12 protein-coding genes are annotated in these 15,288 nt (G+C 44.1%); 10 read left to right on the plus strand and 2 right to left on the minus strand.

Annotation, left to right across the window (positions count from 1 at the left end; translation table 11 throughout):
- The first annotated feature begins 17 nt into the window (after positions 1 to 17).
- The 6 genes from CSQ79_RS07850 to CSQ79_RS07875 all read left to right on the plus strand — a co-directional run bounded on the left by CSQ79_RS07850 (position 18) and on the right by CSQ79_RS07875 (position 7,054).
- The gene (locus CSQ79_RS07850) at positions 18 to 998 is read left to right on the plus strand and encodes a glycosyltransferase (protein ID WP_099700610.1); all 981 of its coding nucleotides are present in this window, start codon (positions 18 to 20) and stop codon (positions 996 to 998) included.
- Between the two features lie 5 nt (positions 999 to 1,003).
- Positions 1,004 to 2,944: a glycosyltransferase gene (locus CSQ79_RS07855; protein ID WP_099700611.1), complete on the plus strand. Its 1,941-nt coding sequence runs from the start codon at positions 1,004 to 1,006 to the stop codon at positions 2,942 to 2,944.
- Between the two features lie 49 nt (positions 2,945 to 2,993).
- Complete coding sequence (locus CSQ79_RS07860) at positions 2,994 to 3,566, plus strand: D-glycero-alpha-D-manno-heptose-1,7-bisphosphate 7-phosphatase (protein ID WP_289500823.1); 573 nt, start codon at positions 2,994 to 2,996, stop codon at positions 3,564 to 3,566.
- Positions 3,556 to 5,031 (plus strand): D-glycero-beta-D-manno-heptose 1-phosphate adenylyltransferase, encoded by a 1,476-nt coding sequence (gene rfaE2, locus CSQ79_RS07865; protein ID WP_099700612.1) that lies wholly within the window; start codon positions 3,556 to 3,558, stop codon positions 5,029 to 5,031. Before CSQ79_RS07860 ends, rfaE2 begins: the two co-directional genes overlap by 11 nt.
- Positions 5,028 to 6,119 carry a lipopolysaccharide heptosyltransferase II gene (gene waaF / locus CSQ79_RS07870; protein WP_289500825.1) on the plus strand — a complete coding sequence of 364 codons (1,092 nt, stop codon included), beginning with the start codon at positions 5,028 to 5,030 and terminating at the stop codon, positions 6,117 to 6,119. The genes rfaE2 and waaF overlap by 4 nt, the downstream gene beginning before the upstream one ends.
- 113 nt (positions 6,120 to 6,232) lie before the next feature.
- Positions 6,233 to 7,054 carry a glycosyltransferase family 2 protein gene (locus tag CSQ79_RS07875; protein ID WP_099700613.1) on the plus strand — a complete coding sequence of 274 codons (822 nt, stop codon included), beginning with the start codon at positions 6,233 to 6,235 and terminating at the stop codon, positions 7,052 to 7,054.
- Between the two features lie 307 nt (positions 7,055 to 7,361).
- Here the strand turns inward: CSQ79_RS07875 and CSQ79_RS07880 are convergent, their stop codons facing one another.
- Positions 7,362 to 7,634, minus strand: a complete 273-nt coding sequence (locus tag CSQ79_RS07880; protein WP_099700614.1) for a WGxxGxxG family protein — start codon at positions 7,632 to 7,634, stop codon at positions 7,362 to 7,364.
- Positions 7,635 to 7,839: 205 nt separating this feature from the next.
- Here CSQ79_RS07880 and CSQ79_RS07885 point away from each other — a divergent pair, with 205 nt between their 5' ends.
- Together CSQ79_RS07885 and CSQ79_RS07890 are read left to right on the plus strand one after the other, a co-directional pair.
- Positions 7,840 to 8,853: a glycosyltransferase family 9 protein gene (locus CSQ79_RS07885; RefSeq protein WP_099700615.1), complete on the plus strand. Its 1,014-nt coding sequence runs from the start codon at positions 7,840 to 7,842 to the stop codon at positions 8,851 to 8,853.
- Positions 8,789 to 9,928 carry a glycosyltransferase family 9 protein gene (locus tag CSQ79_RS07890; RefSeq protein ID WP_289500828.1) on the plus strand — a complete coding sequence of 380 codons (1,140 nt, stop codon included), beginning with the start codon at positions 8,789 to 8,791 and terminating at the stop codon, positions 9,926 to 9,928. Before CSQ79_RS07885 ends, CSQ79_RS07890 begins: the two co-directional genes overlap by 65 nt.
- Before the next feature lie 101 nt (positions 9,929 to 10,029).
- On the opposite strand, the gene topA is transcribed toward CSQ79_RS07890, so the two are convergent.
- Entirely contained in the window at positions 10,030 to 12,735 is a 2,706-nt protein-coding gene (gene topA, locus CSQ79_RS07895; protein WP_099700616.1) for a type I DNA topoisomerase, read from the minus strand.
- A gap of 557 nt (positions 12,736 to 13,292) precedes the next feature.
- Between topA and CSQ79_RS07900 the strand changes: the two genes are divergently transcribed.
- Both CSQ79_RS07900 and CSQ79_RS07905 read left to right on the plus strand, forming a co-directional pair.
- Positions 13,293 to 14,042 carry a Uma2 family endonuclease gene (locus CSQ79_RS07900; protein ID WP_099700617.1) on the plus strand — a complete coding sequence of 250 codons (750 nt, stop codon included), beginning with the start codon at positions 13,293 to 13,295 and terminating at the stop codon, positions 14,040 to 14,042.
- 131 nt (positions 14,043 to 14,173) lie between these two features.
- Positions 14,174 to 15,202 carry an AraC family transcriptional regulator gene (locus tag CSQ79_RS07905; RefSeq protein WP_099700618.1) on the plus strand — a complete coding sequence of 343 codons (1,029 nt, stop codon included), beginning with the start codon at positions 14,174 to 14,176 and terminating at the stop codon, positions 15,200 to 15,202.
- The last annotated feature ends 86 nt before the right edge of the window (positions 15,203 to 15,288 follow it).

Here is a 15,288-nt window from a genome sequence, read left to right on the forward strand (position 1 = left end):
TTTTTAATCTTATACCTATGCAACCGTTACGTATTTTAACTTGGCACGTCCACGGTAACTATCTCTACTATTTGACACAAAAAAGTTGCCATCAGTTTTATCTCCCAATTAAACCTGATCGACCTGAAGGTTATGGCGGACGTCTCCCTGGATTTGCTTGGTCTGATAATGTCTGTGATGTTCCTGCACAAGAAGTTAGGAATCTCCAATTTGACTGTATTTTGTTTCAGTCACAAAAGAATTATCTAGAAGATCAATACGAGATTTTATCACCAACCCAGCGCCAACTGCCTCGGCTTTATCTCGAACACGATCCGCCGCAAGATCACCCGACAGATACCCGCCATATCGTAGACGATCCTGAAGTACTACTAATTCATGTAACTGCGTTTAATCAGTTGATGTGGGATAGTAGGCGTACTCCGACTTGTGTCATCGAGCACGGCGTTATTGTGCCGGATGACGTGCAATATAGTGGCGAACTCGAACGCGGGTTAGTGATTGTTAATAATCTGGCATCGCGAGGACGTCGCCTGGGTGCAGATATTTTTGAGCGTGTCCGCGCTGTAGTTCCTTTAGATTTAATCGGGATGAATTCTGAAGACATAGGCGGTTTAGGTGAAATAGGACACGAAGAATTACCTCAATTTGCGGCACGTTATCGTTTTTTATTTAATCCAATTCGCTATACCAGCTTAGGGCTTGCGGTGTGTGAAGCAATGAGTATTGGTTTACCCATTATTGGATTAGCAACCACAGAAATGGTCACAGTTGTAGAAAACGGATCTGGCTATGTCAACACTGATGTCACCAAGTTAATAGAAACCATGCACGAACTACTGCAACATCTTAGTAAGGCGCAATCGCTCAGTCACGGTGCCAGAATAGCAGCGCGATCGCGATTTAATATCACCCGTTTTACTCAAGATTGGAACGCAGCTTTTGCCACCTCGCAGCAACTAGCGTTTAACAAACTCGATTTAGCCCCTCATCCTTAACCTCTATGAAACGTATTGCCCTTATTAGCGAACACGCCTCACCACTGGGTACGTTTGGTGGTGCAGATAGTGGTGGTCAAAATGTTTACGTCGGTCAAGTCGCGAAGCATTTAGCTGCATTAGGGTACGAAGTTGATATCTTTACCCGCAGAGATTGCCCAAAGTTACCCGAAATTATTTCTTGGAATGGCGTACGTATTATCCACGTTCCTGCAGGTACGCCAAAATACATCTGTAAAGAAGAACTTCTTCCTTGTATGGAAGAATTTACAGCGTATGTACTGAACTTTTTTCAATCCACGCACTATGACTTGATTCATGCTAATTTTTGGATGTCAGCAATGGTTGCTACTGAGGTGAAGCGATCGCTTGGTATTCCCTTTGTCGTCACGTTTCATGCACTTGGGCGTGTCCGCCGCTTTTACCAAGGCAAAGCTGACGGTTTTCCTGATGCGCGGTTTGCGATTGAAGACCGCATTGTTGCTGAGGCAGACTTTATCATTGCAGAATGTCCTCAAGATCGAGAAGACTTGCTGTGTCTTTATCATGCCGATCCTGAAAAGATGACAACTATTCCCTGCGGCTTTGATCCCTCAGAGATTTACCCAATCGAGAAAACTGAGGCGCGGGCATTCTTAAGGCTTAATCCTACTGAACCACTGATTTTACAACTAGGAAGACTTGTACCGCGTAAAGGTGTTGATACGGCAATTTGTGGTTTTGCCAAATGGCTTCAGCAAGATCGCGTTTCAGCGCAACTCTTAATTGTGGGGGGTGAATCAGAAACACCTGATCCTAGCTTGACGCCTGAAATTGGTAGATTGAGAGCGATCGCTCGCAGACACAGTATTGAGGATCAGGTGAAATTTGTTGGTCGCAAGTGTCGCGACTTACTTAAGTATTATTACAGCGCAGCAGATGTCTTTATTACTACTCCTATTTATGAACCTTTTGGCATTACTCCTATAGAAGCAATGGCGTGTGGTACACCTGTGATTGGTTCGCGTGTTGGAGGTGTCAAGTTTACAGTTAAAGACGAGGAAACAGGGTATTTAGTACCTGCAAAAAATCCACAAGCGATCGCCGAAAAGCTCACAACTCTCTACACAAATCCACATCGCGATCGCATGAGTCAGCACGCTATACACCGCGCTCAAGAACACTTTACCTGGCAACAAGTAACGCGTGAGATTGCTGCACTTTATACAAAGATTATTCAGAAAGATAAGTTAGTAGCAAATATTACAACCTTTGCTGAAATTGACCAAAGCTTTATAGCAGCGATTGATGCATTCACGCGATCGCGTCAGCAATTAATTCCGGCAATTAGTCAAGCAGCACAGGCAATTTTTGATTGCGTCAATGCAGGTGGTAAGGTGCTTGTTTGCGGTAATGGTGGAAGCGCAGCAGATGCACAACATTTTGCTGCTGAATTAGTCGGGCGGTTTCGCACTCCTAATCGCGCTGGAGTACCGATATTAGCACTGACGGCAGATACAGCGTTTTTAACAGCATGGGCGAATGATGTTGGTTTTGAGTATGTGTTTTCACGACAGGTAGAAACTTTTGCTCAACCTGGAGATTTGTTATTGGGAATTAGTACGAGTGGGCGATCGCCAAATATGATTGCAGCTTTTGAAACTGCGCGATCGCAGCAACTACAGTGTGTTGCTTTGTTGGGTGGTAATGGAGGTGAGTTAATTAATCTAGCTGATATTGCGGTTGTTGTTCCTGCGTTTGACACACAACGCGTTCAAGAAGTGCAGATTTTTGTTTTGCATCTTTTGTGTGAGTTGGTGGAACACTATTTAGGATTGTCTGGTGGGAAGAAGATGGGGATGAACGAACCACAGAGGAGCCAGGCGAAAGGTGCGGAGGTGTCTTGCGTTGAGGAGCCACTCTCGTGCGGGGGTGGCGCTATCGTGGACTTCGTCGCCCCCCGTTGAGGGAAGTGGCGTACAACTGGCGTGCACAAAGAGTACAGAGAGAATAGAGATGCGAGCAGTGTTTCTTGATAAGGATGGTACGCTGATTGAGGATGTCCCTTACAATGTCGATCCGAAGAGGATTAAGTTTACAAAAGGGGCGGTGACTGGTTTGCAGCAACTCTCTGGGGCTGGATATGTGTTGATTGCGATTACGAATCAGTCGGGTGTTGCGCGGGGGTATTTTCAGGAATCGGCTTTGCAAGGAGTTGAGGAAAGATTACAGCAGTTGCTGGAGTCAGCAGGTGTTGCTTTGTCGGGATTTTATTATTGTCCTCATCATCCTCAGGGTGTGGTTAAGGAATATACAATGCAATGCGCTTGTCGTAAGCCTGAACCTGGTTTATTGTTGCAAGCAGCAGCAAATCACCAGCTTGATTTATCGCAATCTTGGTTTGTTGGTGACATTCTTAATGATATTGAAGCAGGGCGTCGTGCTGGCTGTAAGACTATTTTGATTGATAACGGCAATGAAACTGAGTGGCAGTTATCTCCTTTACGAATACCACATCATACTGTTGCTGACTTAGCTGAAGCAGCCCAGGTGATTATTAAGGAGTCAGGGCTGGTGTATGGTAAATGATTTGCTCGATGCGATCGCTGGTTTGAGAGTGCTTGTGATTGGCGAGGCGATGCTCGATTGTTATCTTCATGGTGCAAGCGATCGCTTGTGCCCAGAAGCACCTGTTCCGGTTGTGAATGTTACGCATATTGATCGCGCTCCTGGGGGTGCAGCAAATACTGCTGTTAATGCTCGTTGTCTTGGTGCTGATGTCATGCTGCTTTCGGTTGTTGGTGATGATTGGGAGGGGACACTGCTACAGCAAGCACTTGCAGAACGTGGCGTGTCTTCAGATAACATCTATACGCAACTCGATAGGCGATCGCTTAGTAAGCAAAGAGTTGTTGCCTCTTCGCAAATTTTAGTCCGCTTCGATCAAGGTAGTACTACACCCATTTCAACAGAGATTGAGCAAAAGCTAATCGTTCAAATCCATCAATTATTTCCTCAATGCGATGCGGTGATTGTTTCCGACTACGGTTATGGAATTTTGACACCAAGAGTGATTGAGGCGATCGCTAAACTTCAGCAAGTCACACCGCGAATTTTGGTTGTTGATTCTAAGCATCTAGCGACATACAAAAATATTGGGGTGACTGCGGTAAAACCTAATTACGCTGAAGCGTTGAAACTACTCGATTTGGAGACAACAGCTAACGATACTAGAGTTAACCAAATTCTCCCACACGGGCAAAGGCTTCTCGACATCACAGGTGCAGAAATTGTGGCTGTTACTTTGGATGCTGAGGGGGCGATCGTGTTTGAGCGTTCTACTGCAAATGGCATTAAGCTACATCGTACTTGTACCAAAAAAGCAACAAATCATGCGACAGGTGCTGGTGACACTTTCGTCAGTGCACTCGCACTTGCCCTGGCAGCAAAAGTTTCAACAAAGGATGCGGCAGAATTTGCTGCGGCTGCAGCTGCAGTTGTTGTGCAAAAAGACGGTACAACAGCTTGTACTGCTCAAGACTTAAGGGAAGCACAAGTAGCACCAACGGAAAAATATATCAGCGATCGCACTCAACTTATGAAAGTATTAGCTGCACACCGTGCTGCTGGGCGTCGGATTGTTTTTACTAATGGCTGTTTTGACATTCTTCATGCCGGACACGTTTCTTATCTTAATCAAGCGCGTACCCTAGGAGACATTCTTGTTATCGGCGTCAATTCAGATGCAAGTGTCAGCCGCATTAAAGGATCGACACGTCCAATTAATTCACTCTTTGATCGCATTCAGGTACTTGCTGGGCTTGGTTGTGTTGATTATCTTGTCTCCTTTGATGAAGATACTCCACTTCATCTTTTACCATCGGTGCGCCCTAATATCTATGTCAAAGGTGGCGACTATACCAAAGCTACACTACCAGAAACACCTTTAGTAGAACAATTGGGAGGTGAGGTACACCTTTTGCCATTTGTAGAAAATTGCTCGACAACAAGCATCATTCAGCGCTGTCAATCATTACACAAGGAAGCATCATGAGCGCGATCGCAACTTGGGATTGTGTTGAAAATGTTTTGTGTATTCGACTCGATACGATGGGTGATGTATTGATGACAACACCCGCAATTCGTGCTTTAAAAGTATCGCATCCTCAACGACGGATTACGCTTCTAACATCTTCAGCAGGAGCAACAACGGCATCACTGATTCCAGAAATTGATACAGTTGTGGTTTACGATGCCCCGTGGTTAAAAGCAACTGCCCCCCGCAAAAACAGCCTTCCTGAATACGAAATGGCAGAACACTTGCGGAATTTACAATTTGATGCTGCAGTAATTTTTACAGTGTATAGTCAAAATCCTTTACCATCAGCATTTCTTTGTTACTTAGCAGATATTCCTCTGCGATTGGCACACTGTCATGAAAACCCTTATCAGCTACTCACTGATTGGGTTAAAGATCCCGAACCAGAACAATTTGTGCGTCATGAAGTGCGTCGCCAGTTAGATTTAGTGGCAACTGTCGGGTGTCAAACAAATAATGACAAAATGTCTTTGCGTGTTTCAGAAAAAGCACTGAATCGCGTGCAAATGATGTTAGAACAACTGAGAATTAAACACCAACCTTGGGTTGTGGTTCACCCTGGTGCAACTGCACCATCGCGGCGTTATCCACCAGCAGGCTTTGCCGAAGTTGCTCGTCGTTTGGTGACAATGGGTATTTCAGTTGTTTTTACTGGTACTGAACCCGAAAGACAGTTAGTTGAAGAAATTCAAACACGCGCTGATGTGACGACGCGATCGCTTGTTGGGTGTCTTGACTTAGAGGAAATGGCTGCCTTAGTTGCGATCGCCCCATTGCTAATTGCTAATAATACAGGTCCTGTGCATATCGCGGCGGCGGTTGGGACTCCTGTCGTTGATTTATATGCACTCACAAATCCTCAGCACACCCCTTGGGGCGTTCCTCATCGCGTTCTATTCCATGATGTTTCTTGCAAGTACTGTTACAAAAGTGTTTGTCCTGAAAGTCATCACCACTGTCTAGAATTGGTGACACCAAATTCTGTTGTTACAGCTGTTTGCGAACTTTTGCAAGAAACCCAGGCTCATCCTATTCTGCTTTGATACTACTCCACCAAGCACAGTGGCTCTTAAGTGGAAAGAACTCACACAGCAAAGGTTTCACCTACATCTTTCTAACCCCTGACCCCCGACCTCTGACCCCCGATCCCTACTCTATGAGTACTATTGATATCCTTCTTCCTACTTATCGCCGTCCTGCTGCCTTAGCTGTCACGCTTACAAGTCTTATTGCCCAAACCTACCGCGACTTTCGGATTGTCATTTCTGACCAAACTGAGGATAGCAACCCAACAGCAACGGGTGAAGTGCAAGCTGTATTGCGAGTACTTCGTGCCCACGGTCATACTGTTGAAATTCATAAGCACTTACCGCGTCGTGGCATTGCAGAACAACGGCAATTTTTATTAGAACAAGCTAACGCACCTTATTCGTTATTTATTGATGATGACTTGATTCTTGAACCTGATGTCGTTGAAAAAATGCTGGTTGCAATTCAGGAGGAAAGATGTGGTTTCGTTGGATGTGCGTTTATTGGCTTGAGCCACATTGATCGCGTTCATCCTGACAAACATAATATTGAATTTTGGGATTCTCCCGTTCAACCAGAAGTTGTGAGACATCATACTCCTCAATGGGAGCGCTGGCGGTTGCATAATGGTGCAAATATCTACCACATTCAACAGAAATTAGGCATTACATCAGCGAACCCCCGTAAATATCGCGTTACTTGGGTTCCGGCTTGTGTTATGTATGATACTGCTAAGCTTCGCGAGCTTGGTGGATTTAATTTTTGGCGCGAACTTCCTCCAGAACATTGTGGCGAAGATGTTTTAGCTCAACTGCGTGTTATGGCAGTATATGGAGGTTGTGGTATTCTTCCTTCTGGTGTTTATCACCAAGAACTACCAACAACAATTAGCGATCGCCTAATCGCTGCAGATAATGTATTGAACTGGGGTGATATTGTGTTTAGTTAAAAGCTTTTGGTGAAGGTAGCAGAGGAGTAGGGGGTATTAGGGTAGTAGGGTAGAGGGTAGGCGGGTAGTTAGGGAAAAACAACAATTAAATCTCTCAATCTCTCCCACACTCCCACACTCCTACTCTTTCACTAACCACTAATCACTCACCCCTCAACGCCAGTTTGACACCACTTGCTACAACGGGGGACACCCCCAAAGGCGCAGTGGCTCACGCGGAGTTCTACAGGGCGCGGGAACCTCCGCAACGAATCCACTCCTCAACGGAGGACACCTCCGCACACGACTGGCTTCTCCTCACCCCTCTTTAGTATCTAGGTGTAGTGGTGCTTCCTGTCTCGGCAGGATCTCTGTAAGCAACAGTACGTTTCTGCTGGCGAAATAGACCAGCTAAGCCTATGAGTCCGAGAAGACCTAGCCATCCCCAGTTATTGTCATCTTCTCTTGTTTCTTGGACTGTTGTTGTAGTTGTTGTATCTGGAGTAGTAGTTGTTGCAGCAGCAGGTAGCGATAACGGTAGCACAGCTACACTCATTGCGATGAGGCTTGCCCCGATTGTTTTAGACAAAGAAGGTTTCATATTCGAGTCAACTTTTGGGTGGAGGTACTTTTGGCGGTTTGAGATAATAATTTTGGCTGGTGTAGCTAAGTGAAATTAGCTATAAATTGAAGTTATCAATTTTTACAAAAGCCTAAATCAATCTTCAGTAATAATTCTAGGTTTTTCTTGGATCTAACTGTAGAAGTAAAACAATATTTATAACTGTGGTAGATAAGATTTTGTGATGACAAGCAGTACATTTTGTAACATTCTCTTTGTTGAGTTGCTAGGAGGAATCGGCGATATTTTAATTGCATTGAGTGCAATTCAGGCATTAGCGCGATCGCACTCTCAAGCTCAAATGACAGTTTTGACATTATCTCCTGGAGGGAAGCTATTAGAAAGCGATCCTCTGATTACTCACGTTATTTATGCAGATCGCAATAATCCACGAAAATCTGTAGAAACACTACTAGCAAGTCAAAATTTTGACTTGATTGTATCAGATACCAATTACGATGGCATTGAGCAAGTTATTCAACAAAGCGGTGTATTGCATTGTGTAACTAACTTGTGGCGAGAACCACCCACAAATCAACTTGTCAGCGATCGCTTTATTGGGATTTTGTTAGCAGAAAAAGTTATTCACAAGCAGGCGATTGCTAACGTACGTCTCCAGCTACCTTCATTAAATCAACAACGCGCTCAAGCAGTTTTACATCATTATCCTCGTCCATTAGTGTTTTTGATCCCTGATGCTGGAATGTCAATTAAGCGATGGAATCCCATTAACTTTATTACTTTAGGTAAAGCATTAAGACACGCTTACGGTGCAACTTTGCTTATACCTGTTGGTGCTGATATCGAGCAAGCCGCAGAAATTGTTGATGGAATTGGCAACAACGCCTATATCTTTCCTCGTGGCGAACTTGTTGATTTAGCTGCGGTGCTGTCTTGTGCTTCTTTGGTTATTGCTGCTGATACAGGTTCTGCACGAATTGCAGCTGCTTTGAACATACCAACAATTACACTTTTTGGTCCTTCCTGGTACGGACGTTATGGACAACCACAGCCACACATTGACCTACAGGGCTACCCTCAATGTCCTGAACGAAATCTGAGCAACTTTACTGAGCAATCTTGCTGGTACAGTGGCGTTTGTTCACTACAGCAACCTTGGAGGAATTGCGTTGATGACATTTCGCCACTTGATGTTTTTGCTGCTGCTGAGTCCTTGTTGGGGGTGTGGGGTGAGTAATTCTCTAAAATTACTGAGCGAGTGGAGTAATGTGCGCAATATTCTTGTCATGCGGCTAGATAATATTGGCGATGTGATTATGACGAGTCCAGCATTACGGGTAATGAAGGAAAATTTACCCGCGTGTCATTTAACGCTGATGGCAAGTCCGAGTGGGGCGCAAGCTGCATCATTGTTACCTTGGGTTGATGAGGTATTTCCGTGGCAAGCACTATGGCAAGATTTGGGGAGTCTTGATTTTGCTCCTAAACGTGAGTGGCAGTTAATTCAAAAACTCCGCGATCGCCGCTTTGATGCTGCAGTCATTTTCACAAGTTTTAGCCAAAGTCCTCATCCTCCTGCTTTTGTGTGTTACTTGGCGGGTATTCCTTTACGCTTAGGTGAATCAAAGCAACAAGGAAATGGCGTATTAACTACAGAAGTACCAGCCGCACCCGATGAAATTCACCAAGTAGAACGTAATTTACGCTTAGTTGAAGCAATTGGGTTTCAAGTACGCGATCGCAGTTTGTCGATTCAGTTTGATTTGGACGCAAAACAAGCCGCATTACAATTACTTGCTCAACACGGTATAGCTGATCGCCCGTATATCCTGCTTAATCCCTGGACAAGTTGTCAATCTCGTAACTACGATTCCTTACGCTTCGCCATTGCTGCAAAACAACTTACGCAACAAACAGGTATGCCAATTGTGGTGACAGGCGTTCCCAAAGACCGCGATCGCGCTCAACCTTTACTGACTACACTTGCGTCTCATGCCATCGACTTGGTTGGTAGTACTACCCTACCTCAGCTAGCAGCTTTGATTGCAAGCGCTCAATTAGTTTTAACCAACAATACATCAACAATGCATATTGCCGACGCTACACGCACTCCCAGCGTTGTTATGTTTGCCGGAACAGAGTATGAATCGCAATGGCGACCTCGCTATAACTTATCACATCTTCTGCGCCGTCCTACTGCTTGTAGTCCTTGTTATGCCTTTAGCTGTCCCTACCAACTAGAATGCCTTGATATTTCTCCAGAGGATGTCGTAATGGCAGGATTAGATTTGTTAGCGTCGGCTAGATTATAGATATCCTGCAACTGAAGTCAGAGCTAGCAGCAAGAGTTTTGAATTTTGAGTTAACCTCATTCATAATTCACTCCTGCACCCTCTGCACCCTTTACTTCTAATTACTTAGCCTTGGAACTAGATGCTGTGCTCGTCCTGCTACCAGATTGACTGCGAGTTGTCTTTTTCTTAGCAGTAGTTGATGACTTTGATGCCGATTTACCATTACTGCTTGTTGAACTACGACGAGTTGATTTTTTACTAGTCGCTTTTGTTGCTAGTAGTTCGAGTGCGATCGCGAGCGTGATATCTTCTACCGATTTACCTTCGGGTAAGCCAACGTTTGTTTTACCATGCTTGACATAAGGACCGTAAGGACCATCGTAGATATTCACTGCTTCTCCATCATCAGGATGCGAACCTAGCTCTTTTAAAGGTGGCTTAGTCTTACTCCGACCGCCACCGCGTCCTTTTTTAGGTTCTGATAATAATTCTAAAGCTCTTTCCAAAGTCACCGTAAAAACATCATCCCCAGCTTTGAGCGATCGGTAGTCTTTTCCTTCTTTTCCTTGGTCATGTGCTACATATGGACCAAAAGGACCAATAGATGCTTGGATTTTGCCACCTGTTGCGGGGTGAGTGCCTAACAACCGAGGCAAAGACAAAAGCCCAACCGCTTTATCGAGTGTCAGGTTTTCAATTGTCATTCCTTTAGGAAATGATGCTGTTTTAGGTTTAGGATTCTCTTCAGTAGCGTCTCCCAGTTGAATATAAGGACCGCGACTACCAATCAGTACATAAATCGGTTCTCCTGTTTCCGGATGGCGACCTAGTTGATCGGGACCTTCAGTTTTTTGCCGCAGCAATACTTCGACTTGCGCCGGATCTAAATCTGCTGGATTAACATCTTTGGGAATTGACGCCGTGACAACACCATCACCATTTTCCACTTCAATATAAGGACCAAATTTCCCAATGCGGACTTTCGCAGCTAAGTCTTCAAGTTCTACAGTGCGGGCTGTATTCGGATCGATTTGGTTTTCGCGTTCTTTTACGAGAGTTTCTAACCCAGAATCGCCCAAATAAAATTCTTGTAAGTAAGGTAGCCAGTTCACTTCACCTGTAGCAATATCGTCTAGCGTTTGCTCCATTTTGGAAGTAAAGCTGGTGTTGACCAAATCAGGAAAATGTTTTTCTAGTAATCCTGTGACGGCAAAAGCAGTAAACGTGGGAACTAGTGCATTACTAACAAGTTGAGCATAACCACGGTCAATGATTGTGCCAATAATACTTGCGTAAGTACTCGGACGACCAATTCCTTCACTTTCTAGAGTTTTGACTAATGAAGCTTCAGTATAACGGGCTGGCGGCTGTGTTTCGTGTTTAATTGCTTCGAGTTTCTTACAATTCGGGCGATCGCCAACTTTAAGATTTGGCAAAATCACCTCTTGATCTTCCAATGCTGCTTCAGGATCGTCAGAACCTTCGACATAGGCGCGTAAATATCCTGGAAAATCAATGCGCTTACCACTTGAACGAAATCCCGCATCTTCGACTTGCAAATGCATCACAATTTGAGTTTGCTTCGCATCTGCCATTTGACTAGCAACAGTACGTTTCCAAATCAAGTCATATAGCGCGAGTTCCCGCCCACTTAAACCAGTTTCTTGTGGTGTTCTAAACGTACTTCCCGCTGGACGAATTGCTTCGTGGGCTTCTTGCGCGCCTTTACTTTTAGTTGTGTATTGTCGGGGTGAAGGGTTGAGGTATTGTTTACCGTAGAGTTGTTCAACACAAGTTCGCGCGGCGGCGATCGCCTGATCTGATAAATGCACCGAATCAGTTCGCATATAGGTAATATACCCTTGCTCGTACAAACTTTGCGCTGTCCGCATTGTATCCCGTGCTGATAGCCTTAATTTTCGGTTAGATTCCTGTTGCAGCGTTGAAGTTGTGAATGGTGGTGCAGGCTTGCGCGTGACTGGACGTTCTTCTAAGTCTGTAACTTTCCATTGTTTTCCTTTGAGGCGGTCTTTTAAAGCTTTCGCTTCCGCTTCATTGAGTAAAACAACCTTCCGCCCAGCAATTAATTTTCCAGTTGCTTCATCAAAATCACTACCATTCGCTATCTTGGTTCCACCCAGCGTCACTAGTCGTGATTCAAAAGCGTTGTTTGACGCACTACCAGCGCTTTCCGCCTCCAATTCTGCCTTCAAATCCCAATAAGTCGCTTGACGAAAAGCACGACGCTGGCGTTCTTTTTCTACCAACAGCCGCACTGCTACTGACTGTACTCGTCCTGCTGATAAACCCCAAGCGATCTTCTTCCACAGCAGGGGCGACAGAGTATAACCAACAAGTCGATCTAAAATTCTTCTTGTTTCTTGAGCGCGTACCAGCTGCTCATCAACATCACGGCAATTTTTCAATGCCTTACGGATTGCATCTTGCGTAATCTCATGAAATACCATTCGCTTGATTGGAACTTTCGGCTTGAGTAGCTGCAATAAATGCCAACTGATACTTTCACCTTCGCGGTCTTCATCTGTCGCAAGTACCAGTTCATCTGCATTTTTCAGCGCTTCTTTCAGTTGGGTAACAACCTTTTTTTTATCTTTGGGGACGATATACAACGGTTCAAAGTCAGCGTCCACATTAACACCCAGCTGCGCCCATTTTTCTCCCTTCACTGCTGGGGGGATATCGCTAGCCGACTGCGGAAGGTCGCGGATATGACCCATAGACGCTTCCACGCGATAACCATTTGGCAAGTAGTTACGAATGGTACGGGCTTTAGTGGGAGATTCGACAATGACCAGAGTTGACATGGGTTCTTGCAAATAAAAATAGCAGCTAGGCTAAACAGACAACTTTAAAGAAATTGCCTCAATTGTCAAGAGGCACTGTTAGAGGACAAGGGTAAGAGGGAAGCAACTCCCAATTCAGATTTAAATCTAAATTGTTCTCTTTTAATAGTGGTACCCCTAGATCTCTACGTTATAACTAACAAATTTACCTTCGACAAAAGTTTCTCAAGCTACATTTCAGCTTAATGAGAATTTGTCAGCTCCACAAGTACCCTCATAAATGTAAAAAAAATTACCTAAAAATTAGGGAAAAATCCTTAGAAGTTAAATTGTGGCTTTGCTAGAAGTGATGCGATGGAATTGAGTGTATTGTTCCAGTTTTAAACCGTCATCATAAAAGAGCTACACCATGATTAAGACCTCTTACAAAGATGTTTGGTGGTTTTATGTAGTCTAATACATTACCCTCTAGGGATTTTTGCGATCGCAGACAAAAACAAACTGCATAAATAGCGCACAATTTCTCAGAGTTGTCTATCTTATCTAAAATAAAAACAAATCCATACTAGGCAGTGTTTATGGCAACCCAACTTGAGCAAACCAAAGCGCTACAACCAGTGGTATCTTGGGAAGCGTTGCCCGACGACTTTCAATTAGAGGATGAACCTGTGGAATATACAGGTCAACCAATTATCGCAGGTGCATTGCGTGAAAGCTTAGAAATTAGTGGTTTTATTCAACCACAAATGTTAATCGCATCGAATTTTGGTTTGTGTGCGACTATCAGCGGGCAATTTGTCGTTAAAGCACCCGATTGGGTTTATGTTGCTCATGTTAACCAAGCATTGAGCGATCGCAAAAGCTACACCCCCAATCTCGAAGGCGATGTTCCCCAAGTCGTGATGGAATTTTTATCCGACGCCGATGGGCAAGAATATTCGGTAAAACGCACCTATCCACCAGGGAAGTGGTTTTTTTACGAGCAAATTTTACAAGTTCCGATTTATGTCATCTTTGACCCCAGTGATGGATTATTGGAATCCTATCAACTCGAAAACGGACGCTACGAGCTTCAGCAACCGGATGAAAATGGTCGCCATTGGCTTGAGTCAATGAAGTTGTTTTTAGGAACTTGGCAAGGAACGAAAGAAGCACGAACGAGCTATTGGTTGCGGTGGTGGGATCAATCGGGTAATTTGTTACCCTGTGCGGTGGAATTGATTGAAATTGAACGCCAACGCGCTGAACAAGAACGTCAGCAAAAAGAACGACTGATCGCCTTTTTGCGATCGCAGGGCATTGATCCGAATAATTTGCCAACAGCATAGATATTACAGAAAAAATGTTGGGGTGCGATCGCCTTTTACATCCGTGTCGTACGTAAATATCTTTTCACATCTTCAGCTAGAAAAGATATGAGATAATTTCTCAATAAATTTGAGAATAATACTTGGCTAAAATGACAAAAATTTATACAAGCAAGGAGTGGCCAGAAATCGAGGAAGAGGGTTATCGAAATGGCAAGGTTTCTTACCATGATGATGGTATTGAAAGTGTTGAAATCTGGCAACATCCACTTCAAAAAGGTTTAGTAAGTGCGACTCCACTTTGCTTGGGACTTCAAACCGATGTTGTTAACGTTGAGTATCCAGAGACTTATGCGAATGATTGTCTAGAGACAGATGCTACCGGATACCCTACAATAACTCTGGTTTTTCGGAGTGCTGGGGTGCAATTAGAGCAAATTTTTGGTGTGAATGAAGATGCTTGCGAACAGTCTGGAGAAAGCTATTTATTTTACTATCCCGTAGAAACGCGAGAGGTTGAGACACACATTGCGGGACAAGATATAAATGTCAGAATTCGCCTACAACCGCATTTGCTGCGATTACTGAGTAAAGGTCAGGAAGCAAATTTACCTTGCTTGCTTAAACCATTTTTGGAAACGGACACCCCATCTTCATTTTATCAATCATTGGGCAAGATGACTCCGGCGATGCAAGTAGCGTTGCAGCAACTGCTACATTGTCCATTTCAAGGAATCATGCGACGTACTTATTTAGAAGCAAAAACACTCGAACTGATTACTCTACAATTGGCTCAATTGTTTAACGATGGTACACCTTCGTACCAGCAAGTTAGCTTAAAAAGCAGTGATATTGAGCGCATCTATCAAGCGAGAGATATTCTGATTCAAAATTCTACTAATCCACCGTCATTAGTTGAATTAGCACGACGAGTGCAGTTAAACGATCGCAAACTCAAGCAAGGATTTCGCCAAATCTTCGATAATACAGTATTTGGCTACTTGCACGATTATCGTTTAGAGAAAGCTTGTCAACTCCTCATCGAAGACCGAATGAATATAGCAGAGGTGTCTTATGCGGTAGGGTTTGCCAATAGAGGTTACTTTGCGGCTGCATTTCGCAAGAAGTTTGGCATAAATCCCAGTGATTATCAAGCACAATGGCGTAAAAAGTCCGCCTAGCGATCGCATTTGACCCTGTAGAGATCACCTAAAGTCACAAAATACCCTATGGTAACTACGAGTTATTGAAATCTAGTTGCAAGTGT

This window comes from Gloeocapsopsis sp. IPPAS B-1203 (assembly GCF_002749975.1).
Lineage (GTDB): Bacteria > Cyanobacteriota > Cyanobacteriia > Cyanobacteriales > Chroococcidiopsidaceae > Gloeocapsopsis.

Bases quoted from the DNA above. Each gene is read 5' to 3' on its own strand.
- CSQ79_RS07850 (WP_099700610.1), top strand. From the start codon at position 18: ATGCAACCGTTACGTATTTTAACTTGGCACGTCCACGGTAACTATCTC.
- CSQ79_RS07855 (WP_099700611.1), top strand. From the start codon at position 1,004: ATGAAACGTATTGCCCTTATTAGCGAACACGCCTCACCACTGGGTACG.
- CSQ79_RS07860 (WP_289500823.1), top strand. From the start codon at position 2,994: ATGCGAGCAGTGTTTCTTGATAAGGATGGTACGCTGATTGAGGATGTC.
- rfaE2 (WP_099700612.1), top strand. From the start codon at position 3,556: ATGGTAAATGATTTGCTCGATGCGATCGCTGGTTTGAGAGTGCTTGTG.
- waaF (WP_289500825.1), top strand. From the start codon at position 5,028: ATGAGCGCGATCGCAACTTGGGATTGTGTTGAAAATGTTTTGTGTATT.
- CSQ79_RS07875 (WP_099700613.1), top strand. From the start codon at position 6,233: ATGAGTACTATTGATATCCTTCTTCCTACTTATCGCCGTCCTGCTGCC.
- CSQ79_RS07880 (WP_099700614.1), bottom strand. From the start codon at position 7,634: ATGAAACCTTCTTTGTCTAAAACAATCGGGGCAAGCCTCATCGCAATG.
- CSQ79_RS07885 (WP_099700615.1), top strand. From the start codon at position 7,840: ATGACAAGCAGTACATTTTGTAACATTCTCTTTGTTGAGTTGCTAGGA.
- CSQ79_RS07890 (WP_289500828.1), top strand. From the start codon at position 8,789: ATGACATTTCGCCACTTGATGTTTTTGCTGCTGCTGAGTCCTTGTTGG.
- topA (WP_099700616.1), bottom strand. From the start codon at position 12,735: ATGTCAACTCTGGTCATTGTCGAATCTCCCACTAAAGCCCGTACCATT.
- CSQ79_RS07900 (WP_099700617.1), top strand. From the start codon at position 13,293: ATGGCAACCCAACTTGAGCAAACCAAAGCGCTACAACCAGTGGTATCT.
- CSQ79_RS07905 (WP_099700618.1), top strand. From the start codon at position 14,174: ATGACAAAAATTTATACAAGCAAGGAGTGGCCAGAAATCGAGGAAGAG.